Raw genomic sequence first — 21494 nt, forward strand, 5'->3', positions numbered from 1 at the left:
GAGCCCCCTCAACGATACTTCCCCGCCTCTGGCGGAAGGGCGGAGCCCCCTCAACGATACTTCCCCGCCTCTGGCGGAAGGGCGGAGCCCCCTCAACGATACTTCCCCGCCTCTGGCGGGAGGGCGGAGCCCTTTCAACGATAACACCCCGCCTGCGGCGGGAGGGCGGAGCCCCAAACAAATAGCGTCGCGCAAGCGCCCTTTGGATCAGGTGTCGCGCCAAGATGCCTCATATCGGCCACAAACCCATGGCCTAAGGTGATGCAAACACCACCTGAGGCAAACCAGACGATGAAGATAGCAATTGCAGGGGCGGGGATCGGCGGATTGGCCCTCACGATCCTGTTGCGGCAGGCGGGGCGGGACGTCACCCTGTTTGATCAATTCGCAGCACCAGCCCCCGTTGGATCAGGCTTGGTCATCCAACCCGTGGGCCAGGCCGTGTTGGGCGCTTGCGGAGTGCTTGAACAGGTCCGCGCAACCGGCAATGCGGTGACCCGGATGCTGGGGCACGAGGTCGACAATGGGCGGCGCGTGCTGGATGTCTGGTATGACCGGGTGCAGGGCCAACGGGTCGGGCTTGCGCTGCACCGCAACGCCCTGTTTCAGGCGCTCTGGGACGGGGCGACACAAGCAGGGGTGACGCGGGCCCTCGGCGCACAGGTGACCGCAGCCAGCCAGACCACGCTAACGCTCAGCGACGGAACCGCAGTTGGCCCGTTTGATCTGATTGTTGACGCCCTCGGCGCGCAGTCTCCGCTCACCCCCATGCAGGCCGCTGATCTGCCCTACGGTGCGCTGTGGGCCAATGTGGACTGGCCGGACGACACGGACCTGCCCAAACACGAATTGCGCCAGACCTATCGCAAAGCCAGCAACATGCTCGGGGTCCTGCCCATCGGCACGCCCCCCGGCGCAAACAGGCCCCAGGCCGCGATCTTCTGGTCGCTGCCGCGCGCAGCCTATGACACGTGGCGCACAGCCGGATTGGAACGGTGGCGCACACAAGCCAGTGCGCTTTGGCCGGACTTCGACGCGTTTTGCGCCCAGATCACCCACCCGGATCAGATGACGATGGCGCGCTATGCCCATGGCACCCTGCGCACGCCTTATGCCAACGGCATCGTTCACATCGGGGATGCGGCCCATCGGGCGAGCCCGCAACTGGGTCAGGGCGCGAACATGGCGCTGCTGGATGCCTATGCGTTGGCGCGCGCGCTCGACACGCACCCCGTTGCAGAGGCCCTGCCCGCCTACGCCGCCGCGCGCCGCTGGCACGTGCGGACCTATCAGGCGATGAGTTGGGCCTTTACCCCGCAGTACCAGTCCGACAGCCAATGGCTGCCTGTCCTACGGGATCGCGCCCTCTTTCCCTTGTCGATGATCCCGCCTGTCCCACGCATTTTGTCCCACCTGGTCTGCGGCACATTGCTGCCCGCCTTTCCGCGCGGGGATCCGTTGCGCTAGGCGCTTTCATATCGGCTTTGCGCCCACCGGTTCAGCCAGGCAAGGGCGGCCAGCGACAGGCCCAGCACCACAAGGGACAGCACACGGGTCAGCCCCTCAAGGCCGGAAATATCGATCAGGAACACCTTGGCCACCGCCAAGCCGATCACCACCAGCCCGGCCCGGCGCAACAGAGGCGAGCGGCGCGCGAGCGACTGATAGAACAGCGCCGCCCCGGTCACCAGGATCGCCACGGTATAGCTGTATAACTCGGGCTGCGTGAAACCGCTGTCGAGCGGCATGTCGCGTGCGCCCTGCCAGACATGGCGCAGCGCCGTAAAGGCCCAGTAAATCAGCAGTGCAACAGCAGCAACGCCAAAGCCGATGCGCAGCCAGTGGGTGCGCAGCCGAAGCGCGCCCAGCCCCAGCACAAGCGCCGGAAGCAGGTAGGCCACCGCCAGCGTGTTGACAATCGGCGGCCCCGCCACATCGCCAAGCCAGTCAAACACCAAAGGCGATGCAATGGTCAGCGCAACTCCGAGCGCGCAAAACCCAATGACGCCGAACACCACCGCCAGCGCGCGGCGCACCCAGACCAGCAGCCCGCCCAACCGCTCGGCCCGGATCAGCTGTGCCATCATCAGCCCCAGCCAGATCACCGCAAACAGCCCCAGCCCCCAATGCGTGAACATTCCGTCCTGCCCCAATGCCGCTTCGAGCGCGCGGAACAGCAACAAGGAGGCAAGCATGCCGCCCGTCGCCCACGCGCCGGTGTCCAGCATCAGTTGCGCCGTGACCCGCAGCTTGTCGCGCAGCATCCACAAACCAACACAAAACGCCGACAATGCGCCGCCATAGGCCAGCACGATCTCCCACACCGGTGCCTCCACAGCCCAGACCAGACCGGGCGTGCCCACCAGCCGCACCCCGACAGCCGCAACGCCAACCGTGACAAAGAGCTGCATCAACGGCAGATCGAACCGTCGATCAAGCGTTGCCGCAACAGCCACCGTCACCGCCAGCGCGACCGTCAATGCCGCCAGCGAAAAGATCAGGACCAGGGCAAAGGCGATCGACGCCAAAGCCGACAGCACAAACAACGAGGCCCGCGTCTTGTCCGGCCCGTCGCGCCGCCCGAACCGCACGGCGAGGCTGACCATGATCGCGCCCATCGTGATCGCATGCAGCGCCCATGGGTAGGCCCCGAGAACGGATGCAGGTTGCCACGTCACCTCGATCGCCACCGCGATGGTGGGCGCAATCAAGGCGGCCGCAATCGCCCACAATACATGAAAGCCGGGCCGCGTGCTGCGCGCAGCGGCCAACAGGCTCAGGCCCAGACCAAGCCCCCACAGCAGGGTGACGGTCAGCGGAAACCGCGCTTCGGTCGTTTCAGCGTAGGTTGCCGCAAAGGTTGCATAGATCGCCCCCTGTTCGGTCCCCTCAAGCGCGATCATGGCGATCAGCGCGGCGATCGGCAAAACGCAAACATCCTGAAGCGCTTGGGCCTTGACCGACCACACCGTCAGCACTGCCGCCATCAGCCCAAGGGCGCATACAGCACACCAAAAGGCCTCCGGTCCCATCACGCTGGTCCAGCCCAGACCTGCTGATGTCACAGCCACCGCCGCAGCCGCCAAAAGCGTTGGAAACCATGGTCGTGGCCCGGCCACATTGATCAGCCAGCCGGTCAGCAACGGCCCGTCATGATCCGGCGTCAACCCGCGCGCGGGGATCAGGATCGCCAGCGCCACAACCACGGTGACATAAAGCTGAAACCCAAGCGTCATATCAAGGCCGGAGGCTTGCACCAGCAGCCATCCCATACCGAATCCAAGCGCCACGCTGAGTGCGGACACCCACGCCCATCGCCGGACCGTATCAATGGTCAGCCCAACGGCGGTGACGACCCCAAAGTATACGAACAACCACGGCGTTACAGGTGCTGTGCTGCCCACCAGCATCGGTGCGGTAAAAGCCCCGATCACCCCCACGGCGGCCAATAGCGGCCCGTGCAGCCACCCCAGCACCACGCCCAGAAGTCCAACGCTTGCCAGACCGACAAAGGCAACCTCTACCCCGATCAACTCGTAAAGCAGCCGCGCAGCGGCCACCCCGCCAAACAGCGTGACAAGTCCCGCCCCGGAAAAGACCGAGGGTAAATAGGCTGTCGTGGTATCCGGGCTATCGCCGAACCGCCGGCGGATCACTTCACCTCCCGCGATCAACGCCCCGCCAAAGACCAGCGCGGCCAGGACCCGGGCCGTGGGCGGCAGCAATCCGTTTTCAACCCCGTATTGAACCAGAAACAGGCCCGCTAGCGCCAGAGACAGCGCGGAAACCGCATAAAACCAGTTGGCGATGAGCCATGTTGCCAATTTCGAAACCGGGCTTGGCGGCCGCGGCTCTGCCGCTTCGGTGGCGACAATGGCTTCGGTGCGGGCGCGGCGGGCCGCGATCACGCGGGCGGCGGCGACCTCGCTTTCGGGGGCCGCGTCCGTCTTTTCGGGTTCCGGCACTTTGGCGGGGGTTGAGGCGGCGGCCTTGGGGTCGGGGCGCGCGGCAGGCGCGGCCTGGGCGGCCGGTGCGGTCCCTGCCATCAGACGCGCAACCTGCGTCTCCAACTCCGTGATCCTGCGCCTCAGACCCGAGGACGCCACCAGCAGATAGACAACCGCCACGGGGATGGCGAGGACCACGCTCCCCAACAGCACCAACATCGCTTCCATGATCTGTCCCTTACTGCCCGCTGGCAGCTTAGCGATATTGCGCAGCATGCTAAAGGCAAGGATTTACTGACCTTTTCAGCCAGCTCATCGCAAGGAACCCGGTGATCGGGCCATATCCACAGCCAATCAGCCGTTGATGTGATCCCACACGGCGGACATGACCACTGACCCTTCGCCTACGGCACTTGCAACCCGCTTGACCGATCCTGCCCGCACATCGCCCACGGCAAAGACACCGGGGCGCGAGGTTTGATAAGCATTGGCCCCGCCCGCCTCTGCACCGGTTTTGACAAAGCCGCGCTCGTCCAGATCGACAAGGCCGGACAGCCAGCCGGTATTGGGGGCCGCGCCCACCATCACGAACAGCGCCTTGGTGTTGATCTGCCAATCCTGTCCGGTGCCGCGGTCATGCACGGTGATGCCATCCAGCGCATGACCGCCACGCAGTTCCTTGACGGCCGTGCAGAGATGGATCGTGATTTTGGGATGACTTTCAAGGCGTTGCAGCAGATAGTCCGACATCGAGGCCGCCAAACCATCACCGCGCACCAATAGGTGAACGTGCTTGGCGGTGCGGGTCAGGAACATGGCCGCCTGCCCGGCCGAGTTGCCACCGCCGATGACGGCAACCTCGGTGTCCCGGCAATAGCGCGCCTCGACATCGGTGGCCGCATAGTAGACGCCGTTGCTTTCGAACTCTTCCAGCTTCTCAAGCGGCAAGCGGCGGTATTGCACGCCTGTTGCTACAATCAGCGCCTTGGCCGATACCCATTCATCGGAATCTAGCTGGATGTGGAACAGATGCTTTTCGCATTGCTCAAGATGACGCGCGCGGACCGGGACGGCAAAACGCGTGCCAAACTTCATCGCCTGAATTTCACCGCGCCCCACAAGGTCGCCGCCCGAGATGCCGGTGGGAAAACCCATGTAGTTTTCGATGCGCGAGGATGTGCCCGCCTGACCGCCGATGGCCAGATCTTCGAGCACCACAGCGCATAGCCCTTCTGCCCCCGCGTAGACACCCGCGGCGACACCCGCAGGCCCGCCGCCAACGATGGCCACGTCATAGACGTCCTCTTTGCGCAACGCCACGTCGAGGCCCAGTTTCTGGGCTACACCGCGCGGGGTGGGTGGGTCGATCACCTGATGTTTGGCAAAGACCACAGCCGGATGGGCACGGTTGATGCTGCACATCCGGGCCAGATCATTGCCTTCGGAGCTGTCGATTTCGACTTCGACATAGGGGATGCGGTTGCGCGCGGCAAAGCTGGCGATGCGGCGCACGTCGCGGTCCACCTCGCCCCCGATCAGGGTCAGCCCGCCTTCAGAATTGTCCAGCATCCGGCGGCGCCGCGCGGCAAAGACGGTGATGATGATATCGGACATTTCAGGCATGTCGGACATCAGTTTCAGCATGTCATCGCGGCGCACGCACAGCAGTTGCGTGTCCACCACTGCCCGTGCGCCTATGAAGGCCCGCCCGCCGTTCAGGAATGCCAACTCGCCAAAAAACTGCCCCGGCCCAAGTGTCGCCCCGCCATAGCGTTTGCCGGTTGCTGCGTTCACCGCTTCGGTTTCGCCGGACAGGAGATAGTGAAACGTGTCGATCCGCTCACCCGCTTTCTGGAACCATTCGCCCGCCTTGACGTCGACGAGCGTGCCCACGCGGCGCATCGCGGCCACATGGTCAGGGGTCAACGGGGTGCGCACCATCGTGCTGAGATCGGCGGCAAATGTTTCCATGAAGGTCAGGTCCAATCCGTGGGATATATCAGGTCTTGCTTTGAAATAGGCCGCCGAGCGCCTGTTTCACCAGCCCGCGGGCTTTGGGCCTTTGTCCCGGTAGATATGCAAGCGGGCGGCAGACTTCCATAGCCGCCACCCCCACACGCGCGGTCAACGCGCCGTTCACCAGCCCTTCGCCAAAGCGGCGCGAGAGTTTGCCAAGGATCGACCCTCCCAGCACGGGCTCCAGCAGGTCATCCCCGACCGCCACGGCACCGGTGGCTACAAGATGCGTCATCACGGCCCGTGTCAGCCGCCAACTGCCGAGCAGACCGCCGCGCCCACCATAGATCTCGGCGATGCGGCGGATCATGCGCAGGTTGGCGGTCAGCGCGGCAGCCACATCCGCAAGTGCCAGGGGGACAAGAGCCGTGACGGTTGCGACCTGCCGCGCTGCCGCCTCGACCTCGCGCTCGGCCGCACGGTCCAGCGGGCGCACAAGCGTGTTCTCGGCCAAGGCCAGAAGGCCTGCCGCGTCCATCTGATCCCCGCGCAACTCGGCCAGCCGGGTCCGTCCCCATTCCGTGTCGGGGCGCGCGCGGTAGAGCGTATCAAGCCGATCTACCACGGCCCGCGCGCTTTTGAGGTCATGCGTTTCCAGCGCGGTTGCCGCCGCGTGGCGCAACCCGTCAATGCGGGTGAGCCTACGCAGGGCGGCTAACTCGCGCAGCGCCATGATCAGCAAAAGCGTCACAAACGTGATGCTCAGCGCCGCAAAGATCCACCCGATGACAGGCGCGCGTGCGATCCATGCGTTCACAAAATCCCACGCTGCCACGCTGATCATTGCCGTCAGCAACGCCATGGTCACGCCCCAGAACAGCCGCGTCAGTCGGGCCGGTCTGCGCGTCGCAACCCGTGCGGCCATTTGCATCGCGGCACCCGTAGGTGCTGGCAGGTCTGTGTCGGGCACCGGTGCCGCCTCGGTCACCGGAGGGGCAGGCGCGTCCTCAAGATCGAACAGGACGGGGCCGGTTTTGGGGGTTTTCGTCATGGCGCGGCGTCCTTGGTCCATGTAAGGTGAATGTCGGGCAGTCCTTCGTCATTGCGGGTGCCGTCCGTGCGCGTCACTTCGCGAAAGCCATGGGCGGCATAAAATGCCTGCGCGTCCAGATTGGCCTGAAAGGTCCACAAATCCAGCCTGTCCGTCTGATCCTGCATCTTGTGCAACAAGGCACTGCCCAACCCGGTCCGCCGCGCTTTGGCCGCGATGTATAACGCATGAACGTCGGACCCATCGCGCGCAGCGAAACCCATCACATGCCCACCTTGTTCGGCGACCTCTACCCAACCCTGATCAATCATATGCCCGGCAAAGCCGATATCTTCGGCCCGGCTGTGCAGGCGCGGCATCCACGACGTTGTGTCGATGAACTCGGACAGGATACCGCCGACGGCCCCTGCATCCGTGCTGCGCGCGGGTCGGATATGGACGCTCACAACCGGTCCCCGATCAGGAATTGCGCGGCGCGGTCCATCCGCATGTGCGGCGGCCCGTCGCCGGGGCGCAGCGTCATCGGCGCAGGCGCAAACCGCATGATCTGATAGTCTGCATCAAGCCACGTTTCGGCCTCGGCCTGTGCGGGGTTCAGGATTTGGGCCGGGTCCTCGGGCAGCGCACCGGGATAGAACGCCGCCTGTTTGCCGGTCTCAAGCAGCGTGCCGCGTACCACGTCCAGCGGCTTGCCCTCGTGGGTCATCGTGTCTTCGGTCGTGGCGCGCAGGGCGGCGATGGCAAGGGCCTGCGTGTCCGCCCCTGCAAAGCGCGCGCGATCGCGGGCGTCACGGGTCAGCGCCTCCATGATGGCGGTCAATTTACCATGCTGGGAATGGTGCAGATGGTCGGCCTTGGTCGCCCCAAAGAGGATCTTTTCGACCCGCTTGCCCCGGAAAATCTGGGTCAGAAACGCGTTGCGCCCCGGCTTGAAGGCCGACAGGATATCGGTCATCGCACCGCGCATGTCATTGAGCGCGGCAGGGCCTGCATTGATCGCCCCAAGCGCGTCCACAAGCACCACCTGCCGGTCAATACGCGCAAAATGATCGCGAAAGAAGGGGCGCACGACCTGAGCCTTGTAGGCCTCGAACCGGCGCGCCATTTCTCGGCGCAGGGACTTGCGCGGGGCATCGCCCGCAGGCAGCGGCGCGAAGGTCAGTACAGGGCTGCCCGCAAGGTCCCCCGGCAGCAAAAAGCGGCCCGGCGTGCAGTCATAAAATCCCTCTGCCCGGACGGTATGCAGATAGTCGGTGAAGGTTGCGGCGAGGGTTTTGGCCTCGACTTCATCCAGTCGCGCGGTGCCGTCGGTCCTGGCGGCCACCTGCGCATAAGCCGCGCCGCTGTCGCGCTTTTGCAGGCGGGTCAGGGTCGCGGCACTCCACGCATCATAGTCTTGGTCGAGCAGCCCCAGATCCAGCAGCCATTCGCCGGGATAGTCGATAATATCGAGATGGATGGTGCGCGGCCCCTGCAAACCCGCCAGCAGCCCGTTCGGTTTCACCCGAAGCGAGACGCGCAATTCGCTGACCGCGCGCGTGCTGTCGGGCCACGTCGGGGGCGTGCCCGTAAGGGCACCCATATGCGCCTCGTAGTCAAAGCGCGGCACCGTATCGTCCGGTTGGGGTTGCAGATATGCGGCGGCAATACGCCCCTCGGCAGCCGCCAAAAGATGCGGCATCCGCCCCCGATCCAGCAGGTTGGCCACAAGCGACGTGATGAACACCGTCTTGCCCGAGCGCGCCAGTCCCGTGACCCCAAGTCGGATCGTCGGTTCCCCCAGCAGGTCCGCGCCTGTGTCATAGATGCCTTGGGTGAGGTTCAGCACCCCGTCGGCAAGTGTCGTCAGAACCACGCGTTTTCCTTTATTGGTCTTTGGGATGGTACATAAGGCGCGGTTGGGCACTGTGCCAGAGCATTGCTCGGTATGGCATCGTCGGAGCCTCCGGCGGGCGTTCTCCTGGCACGATGAAATTGGATCGCTGGTTTTCATCTTGCACATTGCTCGGCCGGGCCGCAGGGGTTAGATGCACGCCCATGCCGCGCTATGCCCTGAAAATCGAATATCACGGTGCCCCCTTCGTGGGCTGGCAGCGGCAGCGTGCGCAGCATTCGGTGCAGGGCGCGATCGAAGCGGCGCTCGCGAAACTTGAACCGCGCGATCACACTATTGCGGCGGCGGGTCGGACCGATGCGGGTGTGCATGGGCTTGCCCAGGTGGCGCATTGCGATATGGAGCGGGATTGGTCCCCCTTTCGGCTGTCCGAGGCGCTGAACTATCATCTGCGCCCGGACCCCGTGGCGATTTTAGATTGTGTCGAGGTCGCAGAGGATTGGCACGCCCGCTTTTCGGCCCGCGAACGCCGCTATCTGTTTCGCATCCTCATGCGACGCGCGCCCGCCACGCATCTTGAGGGGCTGGTCTGGCAGGTCAAACCGCAGCTTGATATTGCCGCGATGCAGGCCGCCGCCGCGCAGCTGGTGGGCAAGCATGATTTCACCACCTTTCGGTCGACCATTTGTCAGGCTGAAAGCCCGGTCAAGACGTTGGATCGGCTGGATGTCACCCTCGTGGAAGGGACGCACGGCCCGGAGGCGCAGTTTGATGTGCGCGCCCGGTCGTTCCTGCACAATCAGGTGCGCAGCTTTGTCGGGACGCTTGAGCGCGTAGGCGCACAATCGATGACGGTAGATGGCGTGCGGGACGCGCTTGAGGCGCGCGACCGTGCCGCCTGTGGTCCGGTCAGCCCGCCCCAGGGTCTCTATCTGGCAGGCGTGGGCTATCCTGACGACCCGTTTGCCACCACTTAGTCGAGGTCCATCAACCCGGCCCCAGCCCCCACATTGCGTGAGGCATCGCTGTCGGGCACATAGGTTCGTTCGGCCAAATTGCGCAGTTGCGCAGCCAGCACCTCACTGACCGCAATGCGTTTGGGACGCACCCGCGTGCTCGGGGCTGCAAGGGACAATGCGGCACGGACTTCGGTGCCTGACACGGACACTTCCGACTGACAAGGCAGTCCGGCCAGCCAACTGATCATCAGCGCGCGCTGGCCCGCATCAGATTGGTGCATGCGCACAGGTTTGGGAGTGATCGAGGCCCGCTCGACCATCTCTTCGATCTGGTGGGCGAGGGTCACGATACAATCGGGTGCCTCAAGCGCACGGATCAACGGCTCTTCGCCCCCACCATCGGCCAGATGCCGCGGCAACATCGCACCAAAGGCCAACGCCTGTGCGGCGGGCACCCCGGCACCACTTGCGGCCTTGACCCCAAGTGCCTGCAATTCCGTCCATGACCAGTCCATCATTCCCCTGTCGGCAACCACCAATCATCGCGCGACGGCCCCAGTTCATCCCCAAGCGGTGCGCCCTGTGCCAGAGTGATCCGGGTCCACAGGTCGGACTTGGGGTCGAACTTCGTCGCTCCAAAGAAACTGAGCTTGCAGCGCAGCATATCAATGGGGCGACACGTCGCAGCAATCAGGTTGTCGCGGATTTCAGCGTAGGGATAGCGGTGGAGGATCGCGACGCGGCTTGCCGCATGGGCGTGCCCCGGATGTCTGGCCAGAAAGGCGGACACCGGGGTCGCGATGTCCTTGAGCGCTGCATACAACGCTGCCACCCGGCGCGCGATGTCCAGCGGTGTTTCCAGATCGGCCCCCGGTTCGGCGTGCCGATCCCCGAGGCGCGGTTCCAGCTTGGCCGCGCTCACATACCAGAACCGGCGGCATTCATCGGCCTGCTCATAGTCCAGCTGCAAGGCCCAGGCCCAATCCCGTTCAATCGCGGATTTGAGCGATTGCGTGTCGGCGAATGGCACAGTGAGGGGACCGTGCGGGTCGCCCATCTCGGCCACCAGGTCATCGACCAGGTCGGGAAAGGCCTCGATCAGCAGGGCGGCCAGCAATTCCTGAAGCGGTTCGGACTCGCTTTGCCCCATTTGCCAGAGGGTTTCTACGGTATCGGGTGCCTCGAAACAGGTGCTGAAACGGATCCAGTCGCGGTGCAGGTCGCGCAGTGCCGCGTCGTGATCAGGTGCGGGCACATGCCACTCCGACAGATGCCGCGCCGCGCGTTCCGCCAGCGTTTTCAGCCGCTTGGACTGATCGGGCGTAACATCCTGCACCCCGCGCACCCGCGCCAGCGCCGTTTCCCGCGCCACCATCCAGTTGTTGAACAGCACCGGATGCGTCACCAGAAACGGGGCCATCCCCAAACCGGTTGCGTTGCCGATCCCGAGGTGGCGCGCAAGGCTGCGATCAAGGGTGCCGCGCCCCACATGCTGCACCAGTTCCAGCGTGAAATGGCGGATCATGTAGACGGCCAGCATCTCGACCGCGAAGGGGCCACCAAGGCCCGGGCGATCTGCGATCAAATGCCGGTCTGCGATGCCAAATTTGCCGTTGCCGTAAACGGCAGTCGTGCGCATCAGATAGCCGATATCGCGGATCATGGCCGGGTCCGGTTGTGTGCCCGATTGCAGCGCGCTAACGCAAGCGTTCCACATCCGCACCGATTTGTTGGCCCGGCTCAGCACCAGATCGTGCGGACCAAAGCGGCCCGCCTCTTGCAAGGGGGCTTGGGCAGCGATGCGATCCACATCTGCCGCATCAGGCACGCCATCGTACAGTACGAATGCTGCGTCCCATGCGGTTGCAATCACGCGGTCACTGCGTTGATCAGGGGGCAGGTCGTTTGAGACCGCCACCAGCGAATATGTATGTCCGGAAAGGGTGATCGAGAACACGGCGCGACCATGACCTTCGGGCGTCATGTCCCATGTCCGCCGTGTGATCTGTGCCCGTTCGGCACAAAGCTGGCGCACCAGAACCCGAAGGAAACTCAGCCGCGTGGGCATCATCGCACCCATGCGCGCCAGCCGCATCACCTCGCTTGGCGGGCGAAGGGGGGCAGTGTCGGGGACGAAGTCCTTCATGGCTGGATCACGGTGGCGCACATGCGCTCTATTTGCGGCGCGAAGGGTGCACCGCGCAAGGTTTTTGTCGCCGCACGCGCGGGGGTTTTACATTTTCTGCTGCGTGTACTTTTTCAACTCGGCGCGGGCGACCTGTCGGCGGTGGACCGCGTCCGGACCATCTGCAAGGCGCAGGGTGCGCTGATGCGTCCAGGCATGGGCCAGCGGCGTGTCCTGACTGATGCCCTGCCCGCCGTGCATCTGCACCGCCTCGTCAATCACCTTGAGCGAGACGCGCGGGGCCACGACCTTGATCTGGCTGATCCAGGGGGCGGCGGCACGGGCATCGCCCTGATCCATCATCCATGCGGCCTTGAGGCACAACAGGCGCGCCATTTCGATGTCCATCCGCGCCTCAGCGATGATGTCGTAGTTTGCACCCAGTTGGGCGAGCGGCTTGCCAAAGGCCTCTTTCGACAGCGAGCGTTTGCACATGAGTTCCAGCGCCGCTTCCGCCTGCCCGATGGCGCGCATGCAATGGTGGATGCGACCGGGGCCAAGGCGCCCCTGAGAAATCTCGAACCCGCGCCCTTCGCCAAGCAGGATATTCTCGGCTGGCACGCGCACGTTGGTAAAGCGAATGTGCATGTGGCCGTGCGGCGCATCATCGTGGCCATAGACCAGCATGGGGCGCAGGATTTCGATGCCTTCGGTCCCCGCAGGCACCACAATCATCGATTGGCGCTTGTGTTTGGGGTTCTCGTCGCCGCCGGTTTTGACCATTACGATATAGACTTTGCAGCGCGGGTCCCCTGCCCCGCTGGCCCAGTATTTTTCACCGTTCAGAACGTACTCATCGCCGTCGCGCACACAGGACATCGAAATATTGGTCGCATCGGACGAGGCCACATCCGGTTCGGTCATCAGATAGGCCGAGCGGATCTTGCCCTCGAGCAAGGGGGCCAGCCAGTCCGCTTTCATCTGGTCGGTGCCGTAGCGCTCGAACACCTCCATATTGCCGGTATCGGGGGCCGAGCAGTTAAAGACTTCGGCACCCAACGGTGTTTTGCCCATCTCTTCGGCGAAATGAGCGTATTCGACGGTGGACAAGCCAAAGCCCTTGTCGCTGTCGGTCAGCCAGAAGTTCCACAGGCCCGCCGACTTGGCCTTGGATTTCAACCCTTCGAGGATTTCGGTCTGCCGGTCGGTATATTGCCAGCGATCGCCTTTGGCGACTTCGGCGGCGTATTCCTCCTCCATCGGCATGATTTCATCCCGGATCATCGCTGACACACGGTTCAGCAAATCACGGTTTTCGGGGCGCAGGGTGAATGACATGTCCATGGGGCTGATCCTTTTCGCGTTGGGATCAGGGTGGGGGCAAATGGCGGCCATGTCCACCGATTTGAGCGGCGGTCAGGCGGCGCGCAAACCCAGGATTGCGCGGGCTTGGGCCGGGGTGGCCACGGGGCGCTCATGTTTGGCACAAATCTCGGTCAGGCGCGTGACAAGGGCGGCATTGGAAGGCGCAAGCGTTGCCTTGTCCCACCGCACGTTGTCTTCAAGCCCGGTGCGGGCATGGCCGCCCGCAGCCACGGCCCATTCATTCAACACGAGCTGATTGGCCCCGATTCCGGCGGCACACCAAGGCGCACCCGGAAACAGGCGGTTGACCGTTTGCACATAAAAATCAAAGACATCGCGATCCGCAGGCATCGCGTTTTTCACACCCATCACGAACTGCACATAAGGGGTGTCGGCGATCTGGCCCCGCTTGTGCATCAGGGCGGCGTGAAAGATGTGGCTGAGGTCAAAGGCTTCGATCTCGGGCTTGACGTCATGGGCCACCATCTCGGCTGCCAGCCAGTCCACAAGGTCCGGCGGGTTCTCATAAACGCGGGTGGGAAAGTTGTTCGAGCCCACCGAAAGTGACGCCATGTCAGGGCGCAGCGGCAGCATGCCGCCCCGCGCCTTGCCCGCCCCGGACCGACCGCCAGTCGAAAGCTGCACGATCATGCCGGGGCAGTGTTTTTCCACCCCTTCCTTGAGGGCCGCAAACTTGTCGGGGTCCGAACTGGGCGTCTCGTCGTCATTGCGCACGTGGGCATGGCAAATGCTGGCCCCCGCCTCGAAGGCGGCATGGGTGCTTTCGATCTGTTCGGATATGGTGACGGGCACCGCCGGATTGTCGGATTTGCGCGGAACCGAGCCTGTGATGGCAATGCAGATGATGCAGGGATCAGACATGGGGGACCTCGTGTCGAAGATGGTTCGGAGCATGGTCGCGAAATTGCGCGCGCCCGTCCAGTGCCCGAGCGCACGGCGGCTGTGATAACCACGCGCGTCCTCCGCGCATTGCCCACAGGCCGACCCCGCAACCGCCCGTTTTTTGGTCATAATTACGCCATTGCGCACCGTTCCCACGTAAGTCGGTTGCGGGACGGGCCAGAATGTGCAGGCTTAAGAAATGGTGAATAAACCCCAGTACTTTGACGAGATGTTCGGCCACGGTGCTGACCCGCGCCCGCCTTACGAGGCCTACTGCAAATGGTTCAACGGCGAAAATAACGCGCGGCTGTTGGAAAAATCCGAAGAAGCCGAGGCGTTGTTTCGCCTGGTTGGCGTGACCTTCAATGTCTATGGCGACCCGGACGCGACCGAACGGCTGATCCCCTTTGATCTGGTCCCGCGCATCATTGCGGCGCGCGAATGGGCCAAGGTCGCAAAGGGGATCGAACAGCGGGTGCGGGCGCTGAACGCGTTTTTGCACGACATTTATCACCGTCAGGAAATCGTGCGCGCAGGTCGCCTTCCGGCTGAGATGCTGGCACGCAACGAAGCGTTTTTGGCCCAAATGATCGGGGTGGCCCCACCTGGCGACATCTACACCCATATTGTCGGCACCGATCTGGTACGCACAGGCGACGATGAATTTTTTGTGCTTGAGGACAATGCGCGCACGCCCTCGGGTGTCAGCTACATGCTCGAAAATCGCGAGACGATGCTGCACATGTTCCCCGAGCTGTTTTCCAAGAACCGGGTGCAATCGGTCAACCAATACCCCAACAGCCTGCGCAAGTCCCTGTCGGCCTGCGCGCCGCCCGCTTGTGATGGCAAACCGACACTGGCGGTGCTGACGCCGGGTATTCACAACTCGGCCTATTACGAACATGCCTTCCTGGCGGACCAGATGGGGGCCGAACTGGTCGAGGGGCACGATTTGCGCGTGGTCGACGGGCGCGTGGCGATGCGTACCACGCGAGGCTACAAACCGATCGATGTGCTGTATCGCCGGGTCGATGACGACTATCTGGACCCGCTGACCTTTAATCCCGACAGCATGTTGGGCGTGCCGGGGATCATGGATGTTTATCGCGCTGGCGGGATTACCATCGCCAACGCACCGGGAACGGGCATCGCGGATGACAAGGCGATCTACAGCTACATGCCTGATATCGTTGAGTTCTATACTGGCGAAAAGGCGATCTTGCAGAACGTACCAACGCATCGCTGCTCTGAGCCGGATGCGTTGAAATACGTGCTCGACAACCTCGCCGAACTGGTTGTGAAAGAGGTCCATGGCTCGGGCGGCTATGGCATGTTGGTCGGCCCTGCCGCCTCCCAAAAGGAGATTGCGGCCTTCCGCGCCAAGCTGGAGGCGAACCCCGGCAACTACATTGCCCAGCCCACGTTGGCGCTGTCGACCGTGCCGATCCTGACGGAGGCGGGCCTTGCGCCGCGCCATGTGGATTTGCGCCCCTTCGTGCTCGTCTCCCCCGACAAGATCGACATCACGCCCGGGGGGTTGACCCGCGTGGCACTGACCGCCGGATCACTTGTGGTCAATTCGTCCCAAGGCGGAGGCACCAAGGACACTTGGGTGCTGGAGGAGTAGCGCGATGCTGGGCAAAACCGCAGGCGGATTGTTCTGGATGTTCCGCTATCTCGAAAGGGCCGAAAACACCGCACGGATGATTGATGCGGGTTTGCGCATCTCGTTAACCCGGTCGAGTGCGGCCGAAAGTGAATGGACCTCGATCCTGCAATCCACGGGGCTGCACGGTTCCTATACGGCGATGCACGGTGCGCCTGATGGGCCCAAGATCATCGATTTTCTTCTGCGCGATCCGAACAATCCGGGCTCGATCATGGCCGGTATCGAGGCCGCCCGTGAAAATGCGCGCGTGGTGCGCACCGCCCTGACCCGCGAGGTCTGGGAAGCGGTCAATGAATGCTACATGGTCCTGAAAAAGGCGCTGGCCGAGCCCGTGGCCGACCGCGATCTGCCCCGCGCGCTGCAAGTGATCCGACAGCGCAGCGCCTTCGTGCGCGGGGCCTCGCACGGGACAATGGTGCGCAACGACATGTACAACTTTGCGCGCATCGGAACGTTCTTTGAACGGGCGGACAACACCGCACGGATCCTTGATCAGAAATACTATATCCTGCTGCCCTCCGTGCGCCTTGTGGGCAGCCCGTCTGACAATGTGCAGTGGGAAACGATTCTGAGGGCGACATCCACCACCCGCGCCTATCAGACGCTGCATGGGGGCGATATCGACCCCCGCGTGATCGCGCATTTCCTGATCCTGGATGGACGTCTGCCCCGCAGTCTGGCCTTTTGTTACGGCAAGATCGGCGAAAATCTGGGCTATATCGCCAAGGAGTACGGCGAGTCCAAACCCTGCGATGCCCTGGCGGAGGCGATCTGTTCCCGGTTTGAGGGGCAGGATATGAACGCCATCTTTGATTATGGTCTGCATGAGTTCATCGGTGACTTTTTGCGCGACAGCACCGCTTTGGGCCGTCAGATCGAAATCGACTACCGGTTTAGCGAGTAGAGATCATGCGCCTGACCGTTCAACACAAAACCCACTACACCTATGACGCCCCCGTGCCCTACGGGTTGCAGCAAATCCGCCTGCGCCCCAAATCGCGCCCCGGCCAGCAGGTCGTGGATTGGCAGATCGAAGTCAAAGGCGGGCAGGTTGAGGTTTCGTTCGAGGATGAACATGCCAATTCCGTTGACCTTGTGAGTTTCGATCCCGGCGAGACGCGGATCGAAATCACCTGCCGTGGCACGGTTGACGCCGAAGATCGTGCGGGCGTTGTCGGCCCTCAGGGCGGGTTTGTCCCGCTGTGGTTGTTTCAGCGCTCGACCGCGCTGACGCATCCGGGCCCGCAGATCAAGGCACTTGTCGATGCCATGCCCGAGGGCGGCGCGGCGGTTGAGCGGCTGCACATGTTGTCGGCTCATATCCTTGAGGCTGTGCCCTATTCGACCGATCAGGCCGCTTCGGATTTGAAGGCCGAAGAGGTTCTGAGCGCGGGGCACGGGGTCTGTCAGGACCACGCCCATGTGTTTATCACCGCAGCGCGGCTGATGGGGTATCCCGCGCGCTATGTGTCGGGCTATCTCAAGATGGACGATCGGGTGGAGCAGGCTGCAAGCCACGCCTGGGCCGAGGCGCATGTGCCCGATTTGGGCTGGGTCGGCTTTGATGTTTCAAACGGATATTCGCCCGATGCGCGCTATGTGCGGGTCGCCACCGGCCTTGATTATCGCGGTGCCGCCCCGATTTCGGGGTTACGTTACGGTCAGGCGGCGGAAGAAATGTCAGTGTCCTTGCAGGTTCAGCAACAATAGCGCAGGTATAGTGCGACTCGGGGCATATCTGCCTATGAGTCGTTTGAGGGACACCAGATCATGACATATTGCGTTGGAATGCGCTTGGACGCGGGCCTGATTTTCATGTCGGACACACGCACGAATGCCGGTGTCGACAACATTTCGACCGTAAAAAAGATGCACAGTTGGGAGGTGCCGGGCGAGCGCACGATCCTGATCATGACGGCCGGCAATCTGGCCACGACCCAATCGGTGATTTCTTTGCTCGACGAACGCACCAAGGCCCCGGAGGATCGCAAACCCTCGATCCTTGAAGCGCCGTCGATGTTTCAGATCGCGCGCGAAGTCGGCCGGACCCTGCGCGAAGTGATTGCCGTGAATGCCACCACCGGTCAGGAAGCCGACGGCGCGTTCGGGGCAACGATGATCGTGGGCGGGCAGATCGCCGGATCCGAGCCGCGCCTGTTTCTGATCTATCCCGAAGGCAATTTCATCGAGGCCTCGGAAGACAGTCCGTTCTTTCAGATTGGCGAGGCGAAATACGGCAAGCCGATCCTCGTGCGCGCCCAGCATTCCGACATGTCGTTCGAAGAGGCGATCAAGCTGTTGATGGTCAGCTTTGATTCCACCATCAAATCGAACCTGTCTGTCGGCCTGCCGCTGGACTATGTGACCTATGCCGCTGACAGTCTCTGTGTGGGGCACGCCGCCCGGGTTGAAGCGGACGACCCCTATTTTCTGGCGGTATCGAATGGGTGGGGTGAGGCGTTGAAGCTGGCCTTTGACCAACTGCCCGAGTTCAAGTTCGACGGGTCCAAAGGCCGCTGACGCGACACGATATTTCAGGGGGCTTTGCCCCCGTCCTGACGGCCTCCCCCAAGGTATTTCTGGCGAAAGGAAGCTGTCAGTGCATCTCTGGCGGCAGGTAGTCGCGGATCGAACTGGTCTTGCGGCTGAAGGTGGCGTCGATCTCGCGCAACTCGAGTGAGAGCATGAAGGGCTGGCGGCGCATCAGGTCGTCGGTGAAGGATCGTGCGGCCTCGAACACGGCCTCAGTCGCTTTGGTTTTGGCCGCATCATCGCGCCCTGCCGCAAGCCTGAGCGTGATATCGATAAAGCTGTGATCTGGGTCGCCATCCGCGATGACCGCATGGTCTGCCGCATGCGCCCTGACCCTGATGCCCGCGGGTGGGAACACACCTGTGGCAGCAGCTGCGTCTTTGAGCGCAACGCACAAGCCGGGCATGTCGATTTGCGCATCGAGGTTGGCGGAATAGTCGAGGATGATATGGGGCATGCCCTGCAGTCTGTGCTTTGGGTTCAGCGCGCGCAACCCAGAATGCGGTCGATATCCAGATGGGTTTCCATATGGTCGGCAAGGGCATCGAGCGTCGCGTTTACGGCCTGGTCATAGGATTGATCACTTGCGGCCACGTCAAATTGCGCGAGCCAGGCGGTGCGAAACCCGTCATCGCGGAACATCCCGTGCAGGTAGCTGCCGTTGATGCGCCCATCGGGGCTGCGTGCCCCTTCGTTCGCCCCGCCGACCGTTGCAAAGGGACGCATACAGTCAGGGCCGTCGCTGTGCCCCTTGTGGATCTCGTATCCCGAAAAGGTTCGCCCGCTTGCCACATGGCAGGCTGTGACCGTGGTCAGCCGTTTATCGTCCGTCATTTGGGTTTCGATGTCGAGCAGGCCAAGCCCCGGTGCCGTTCCTGCCGGTCCTTCGATCCCGCCCGGGTCCGTAACACTGTGTCCAAGCATCTGATACCCCCCGCAAATGCCCAGCACGTGCCCGCCCCGCCGGACATGGGCGCGCAGGTCTTCGTCCCAGCCTTGCTGTTTGAGAAACTCCAGATCGCCGCGCGTCGACTTGCTGCCGGGGATAATGACCACATCCGTGTCCGCTGGCAGCGGTTGGCCCGCGTGCAGCATCGTGAGCCGCACGCCGGGGTCCTGTGCCAGCGGGTCGAGATCGTCAAAGTTGGCGATCCGGGAGAGTTTGAGGCACACGATGTGCAGACCTGTCGCGCGCTTGGGTGTGGCGATGTCGAGCGCGTCCTCGGCGGGCAGTTTCCACGCATCCGCGAACCACGGCAGCACGCCGAAACCGGGCCAGCCCGTGTGCCGCGCGATCAGTGCGTACCCGTCATCGAACAGGGTCGGATCGCCCCGGAACCGGTTGATCAGGAACCCCTGGATCATGGCCGCATCCCGTTGATCGATCACGGCCTGCGTGCCGACGATCTGCGCGATCACGCCGCCGCGGTCGATGTCACCTGCCAGGATCACCGGCGTGTCACTGGCCCGCGCAAAGCCCATGTTGGCGATGTCGCCGTCGCGCAGATTAACCTCGGCCGGGCTGCCCGCCCCTTCGACAATCACCAGATCGCACTGTGATTTCAGCCGGTTGAAGCTGTCGAGCACCGCGTCGAGCAGTTGCGGCTTGAGCGCCGCATATGCGCGCGCCTTGACCGTGGCGAGCCGCTTGCCCTGCACCACGACCTGACTGCCCACATCGCTTTCGGGTTTGAGCAGGATGGGGTTCATATCCGTGTGAGGCTCGAGGCCGCAGGCCAGCGCCTGCAACGCTTGCGCCCGTCCGATTTCGCCACCATTGGCTGTCACGGCAGCATTGTTGGACATGTTCTGCGGCTTGAACGGGGCGACGGAGAGGCCGCGTTTGACGGCGGCGCGGCACAGTCCGGCGACGAGCATGGATTTGCCCACATTTGAGCCTGTGCCCTGGATCATCAGGGCGGTCATGCTGTGGCCTCCAGAAAGGCGGGCAAGCCCGCGCGGGTGTCGGCGATAAAGTGAAAGGCGCGCCACCCCCGTGCGTGCGCAGCGGCTACATTTGCTGCGGTGTCATCGATCAGTGCGTGTTGATCTGGCGGCAGACTGCTCCATGCCTCGATCTGGGCGAAATAATCCGCGTCGGGTTTGGCGCAGCCCATGCGGCCGGATGAAAAGACATGTTCGACCAGCGATCCGAACCCCATCTCGGCCTCAATATAGGCGGCGCGACGCGCTTCGTTGTTCGTGCCGATGACATGGCGCAGATGGGGGGCGCGAAGGTGCTGCATAATCTGCGCATCAGGGCGCGCATCATGTTTGAACCAATAGGCCAGAAACGCATCCGCATCTATGTCGCGACCGGTCTGCGCGAACCACTCGACCAGCACGTCACGCAGATCGCGCGCGCCGCGCAACACCGCGTGGATCAGTCCGGACTCGAAAATATGCGCAGACAGATCAGCGGGCAGGATGCCCCAATCGGCATAAAGCCGGTCGGTCCACACAAACCGCCCCTCCACGATATTGGCGTTGAGGACGCCATCGAAATCCCAGACGATCAGGGGCCGTGTCACTCAGAACTCCACACCCTTTTGCGCCTTCACCCCTTCCTTGAACGGGTGCTTGACCAGCGCCATCTCGGTCACCAGATCCGCTGCCTCGATCAGCTCGGGCTTGGCGTTGCGCCCGGTCAGCACCACGTGGGTCATCGCAGGTTTTTTTGTCAGCAGGAAATCGACCACCTCGTCGATGTCGAGGTAGTCGTAGCGCAGCGCGATGTTGATCTCGTCCAGCAGCACGAACTGGATTTCGGGGTCGAGGATTTGTTCCTGTGCGATTTTCCAACCGTTTTGAGCAGCGGCAATATCGCGTTCGCGGTCTTGCGTTTCCCATGTGAACCCTTCGCCGGAGACGAAAAACCGGCACTCATCCGCGAAACGGTCGCGCAAAAACGTCTTTTCGCCCGTATCCCAATTGCCCTTGATGAACTGGACAACGGCGCAGGGGATCCCGTGCGAAATGCAGCGCATGATCATCCCGAACCCGGACGAGGACTTTCCTTTGCCGGGGCCGGTATGAACCATGATCAGACCTTTTTCCTCGGTCTTGGTTTCCATCATCTTGTCGCGCGCGGCCTTGATCTTTTTCATCTTGGCGGTGTGGCGGTCGTTGACGTCGTCCATGGGGATCCCTTTC

Annotated in this window: 19 protein-coding genes; 6 read left to right on the forward strand and 13 right to left on the reverse strand. The window is 63.0% G+C overall.

Annotated elements, in window-relative coordinates:
• Positions 1-291: 291 nt before the first annotated feature.
• Positions 292-1467, forward strand: a complete 1176-nt coding sequence (locus tag Q0908_RS02635) for an NAD(P)/FAD-dependent oxidoreductase (RefSeq protein ID WP_299280888.1) — start codon at positions 292-294, stop codon at positions 1465-1467.
• Here the strand turns inward: Q0908_RS02635 and Q0908_RS02640 are convergent.
• The 5 genes from Q0908_RS02640 to Q0908_RS02660 all read right to left on the reverse strand — a co-directional run bounded on the left by Q0908_RS02640 (position 1464) and on the right by Q0908_RS02660 (position 8809).
• The gene (locus Q0908_RS02640; protein ID WP_299280889.1) at positions 1464-4175 is read right to left on the reverse strand and encodes a DUF2339 domain-containing protein; all 2712 of its coding nucleotides are present in this window, start codon (positions 4173-4175) and stop codon (positions 1464-1466) included. The genes Q0908_RS02635 and Q0908_RS02640 overlap by 4 nt on opposite strands.
• Positions 4176-4301: 126 nt before the next feature.
• Positions 4302-5918: an FAD-dependent oxidoreductase gene (locus Q0908_RS02645; RefSeq protein WP_299280890.1), complete on the reverse strand. Its 1617-nt coding sequence runs from the start codon at positions 5916-5918 to the stop codon at positions 4302-4304.
• A gap of 28 nt (positions 5919-5946) precedes the next feature.
• Positions 5947-6954 (reverse strand): YcjF family protein, encoded by a 1008-nt coding sequence (locus tag Q0908_RS02650; protein ID WP_299280891.1) that lies wholly within the window; start codon positions 6952-6954, stop codon positions 5947-5949.
• Positions 6951-7400, reverse strand: a complete 450-nt coding sequence (locus tag Q0908_RS02655; RefSeq protein ID WP_299280892.1) for a GNAT family N-acetyltransferase — start codon at positions 7398-7400, stop codon at positions 6951-6953. The genes Q0908_RS02650 and Q0908_RS02655 overlap by 4 nt, the downstream gene beginning before the upstream one ends.
• Complete coding sequence (locus Q0908_RS02660; protein WP_299280893.1) at positions 7397-8809, reverse strand: YcjX family protein; 1413 nt, start codon at positions 8807-8809, stop codon at positions 7397-7399. Before Q0908_RS02660 ends, Q0908_RS02655 begins: the two co-directional genes overlap by 4 nt.
• Before the next feature lie 182 nt (positions 8810-8991).
• On the opposite strand from Q0908_RS02660, the gene truA reads away from it, so the two are divergent.
• Positions 8992-9765 carry a tRNA pseudouridine(38-40) synthase TruA gene (gene truA / locus Q0908_RS02665; protein WP_299280894.1) on the forward strand — a complete coding sequence of 258 codons (774 nt, stop codon included), beginning with the start codon at positions 8992-8994 and terminating at the stop codon, positions 9763-9765.
• Here the strand turns inward: truA and Q0908_RS02670 are convergent.
• The 4 genes from Q0908_RS02670 to Q0908_RS02685 all read right to left on the reverse strand — a co-directional run bounded on the left by Q0908_RS02670 (position 9762) and on the right by Q0908_RS02685 (position 14119).
• A complete protein-coding gene (locus tag Q0908_RS02670) occupies positions 9762-10262 on the reverse strand; it encodes a hypothetical protein (protein WP_299280895.1) in 501 nt (166 codons plus the stop codon). The two genes, truA and Q0908_RS02670, sit on opposite strands and share 4 nt — an antisense overlap.
• Positions 10262-11893: a hypothetical protein gene (locus Q0908_RS02675; protein WP_299280896.1), complete on the reverse strand. Its 1632-nt coding sequence runs from the start codon at positions 11891-11893 to the stop codon at positions 10262-10264. Before Q0908_RS02675 ends, Q0908_RS02670 begins: the two co-directional genes overlap by 1 nt.
• Before the next feature lie 87 nt (positions 11894-11980).
• Positions 11981-13216: an acyl-CoA dehydrogenase family protein gene (locus Q0908_RS02680; RefSeq protein WP_299280897.1), complete on the reverse strand. Its 1236-nt coding sequence runs from the start codon at positions 13214-13216 to the stop codon at positions 11981-11983.
• A 72-nt stretch (positions 13217-13288) separates the two neighbouring features.
• Entirely contained in the window at positions 13289-14119 is an 831-nt protein-coding gene (locus Q0908_RS02685; protein ID WP_299281286.1) for a 3-keto-5-aminohexanoate cleavage protein, read from the reverse strand.
• 220 nt (positions 14120-14339) lie between these two features.
• Between Q0908_RS02685 and Q0908_RS02690 the strand changes: the two genes are divergently transcribed.
• The 4 genes from Q0908_RS02690 to Q0908_RS02705 are packed head-to-tail and all read left to right on the forward strand — an operon-like array spanning position 14340 to position 18329.
• Positions 14340-15767: a circularly permuted type 2 ATP-grasp protein gene (locus Q0908_RS02690; protein ID WP_299280898.1), complete on the forward strand. Its 1428-nt coding sequence runs from the start codon at positions 14340-14342 to the stop codon at positions 15765-15767.
• A gap of 4 nt (positions 15768-15771) precedes the next feature.
• Positions 15772-16713, forward strand: a complete 942-nt coding sequence (locus tag Q0908_RS02695; protein ID WP_299280899.1) for an alpha-E domain-containing protein — start codon at positions 15772-15774, stop codon at positions 16711-16713.
• Between the two features lie 5 nt (positions 16714-16718).
• Positions 16719-17519, forward strand: coding sequence for a transglutaminase family protein (locus Q0908_RS02700; protein ID WP_299280900.1), 801 nt, complete (start codon positions 16719-16721; stop codon positions 17517-17519).
• Positions 17520-17579: 60 nt separating this feature from the next.
• Complete coding sequence (locus tag Q0908_RS02705) at positions 17580-18329, forward strand: proteasome-type protease (protein ID WP_299280901.1); 750 nt, start codon at positions 17580-17582, stop codon at positions 18327-18329.
• 76 nt (positions 18330-18405) lie between these two features.
• On the opposite strand, the gene Q0908_RS02710 is transcribed toward Q0908_RS02705, so the two are convergent.
• Genes Q0908_RS02710 through cobO form a run of 4 tightly spaced genes read right to left on the reverse strand, consistent with a single transcriptional unit; the run spans position 18406 to position 21481 of the window.
• The gene (locus Q0908_RS02710; protein ID WP_299280902.1) at positions 18406-18798 is read right to left on the reverse strand and encodes a 5-carboxymethyl-2-hydroxymuconate Delta-isomerase; all 393 of its coding nucleotides are present in this window, start codon (positions 18796-18798) and stop codon (positions 18406-18408) included.
• Between the two features lie 23 nt (positions 18799-18821).
• Positions 18822-20267 (reverse strand): cobyric acid synthase, encoded by a 1446-nt coding sequence (locus tag Q0908_RS02715; RefSeq protein ID WP_299280903.1) that lies wholly within the window; start codon positions 20265-20267, stop codon positions 18822-18824.
• The gene (locus Q0908_RS02720; RefSeq protein WP_299280904.1) at positions 20264-20872 is read right to left on the reverse strand and encodes an HAD-IA family hydrolase; all 609 of its coding nucleotides are present in this window, start codon (positions 20870-20872) and stop codon (positions 20264-20266) included. Before Q0908_RS02720 ends, Q0908_RS02715 begins: the two co-directional genes overlap by 4 nt.
• The gene (gene cobO / locus Q0908_RS02725) at positions 20873-21481 is read right to left on the reverse strand and encodes a cob(I)yrinic acid a,c-diamide adenosyltransferase (protein WP_299280905.1); all 609 of its coding nucleotides are present in this window, start codon (positions 21479-21481) and stop codon (positions 20873-20875) included.
• Positions 21482-21494 lie beyond the last annotated feature (13 nt).

This window comes from uncultured Tateyamaria sp. (assembly GCF_947494755.1).
GTDB lineage: Bacteria > Pseudomonadota > Alphaproteobacteria > Rhodobacterales > Rhodobacteraceae > Tateyamaria.

Excerpts from the sequence above, each read along its gene's own strand:
- Q0908_RS02635 (WP_299280888.1), top strand. The coding sequence starts at position 292 with ATGAAGATAGCAATTGCAGGGGCGGGGATCGGCGGATTGGCCCTCACG.
- Q0908_RS02640 (WP_299280889.1), bottom strand. The coding sequence starts at position 4,175 with ATGGAAGCGATGTTGGTGCTGTTGGGGAGCGTGGTCCTCGCCATCCCC.
- Q0908_RS02645 (WP_299280890.1), bottom strand. The coding sequence starts at position 5,918 with ATGGAAACATTTGCCGCCGATCTCAGCACGATGGTGCGCACCCCGTTG.
- Q0908_RS02650 (WP_299280891.1), bottom strand. The coding sequence starts at position 6,954 with ATGACGAAAACCCCCAAAACCGGCCCCGTCCTGTTCGATCTTGAGGAC.
- truA (WP_299280894.1), top strand. The coding sequence starts at position 8,992 with ATGCCGCGCTATGCCCTGAAAATCGAATATCACGGTGCCCCCTTCGTG.
- Q0908_RS02670 (WP_299280895.1), bottom strand. The coding sequence starts at position 10,262 with ATGGACTGGTCATGGACGGAATTGCAGGCACTTGGGGTCAAGGCCGCA.
- Q0908_RS02675 (WP_299280896.1), bottom strand. The coding sequence starts at position 11,893 with ATGAAGGACTTCGTCCCCGACACTGCCCCCCTTCGCCCGCCAAGCGAG.
- Q0908_RS02680 (WP_299280897.1), bottom strand. The coding sequence starts at position 13,216 with ATGGACATGTCATTCACCCTGCGCCCCGAAAACCGTGATTTGCTGAAC.
- Q0908_RS02685 (WP_299281286.1), bottom strand. The coding sequence starts at position 14,119 with ATGTCTGATCCCTGCATCATCTGCATTGCCATCACAGGCTCGGTTCCG.
- Q0908_RS02690 (WP_299280898.1), top strand. The coding sequence starts at position 14,340 with ATGGTGAATAAACCCCAGTACTTTGACGAGATGTTCGGCCACGGTGCT.
- Q0908_RS02695 (WP_299280899.1), top strand. The coding sequence starts at position 15,772 with ATGCTGGGCAAAACCGCAGGCGGATTGTTCTGGATGTTCCGCTATCTC.
- Q0908_RS02700 (WP_299280900.1), top strand. The coding sequence starts at position 16,719 with ATGCGCCTGACCGTTCAACACAAAACCCACTACACCTATGACGCCCCC.
- Q0908_RS02705 (WP_299280901.1), top strand. The coding sequence starts at position 17,580 with ATGACATATTGCGTTGGAATGCGCTTGGACGCGGGCCTGATTTTCATG.
- Q0908_RS02710 (WP_299280902.1), bottom strand. The coding sequence starts at position 18,798 with ATGCCCCATATCATCCTCGACTATTCCGCCAACCTCGATGCGCAAATC.
- Q0908_RS02715 (WP_299280903.1), bottom strand. The coding sequence starts at position 20,267 with ATGACCGCCCTGATGATCCAGGGCACAGGCTCAAATGTGGGCAAATCC.
- cobO (WP_299280905.1), bottom strand. The coding sequence starts at position 21,481 with ATGGACGACGTCAACGACCGCCACACCGCCAAGATGAAAAAGATCAAG.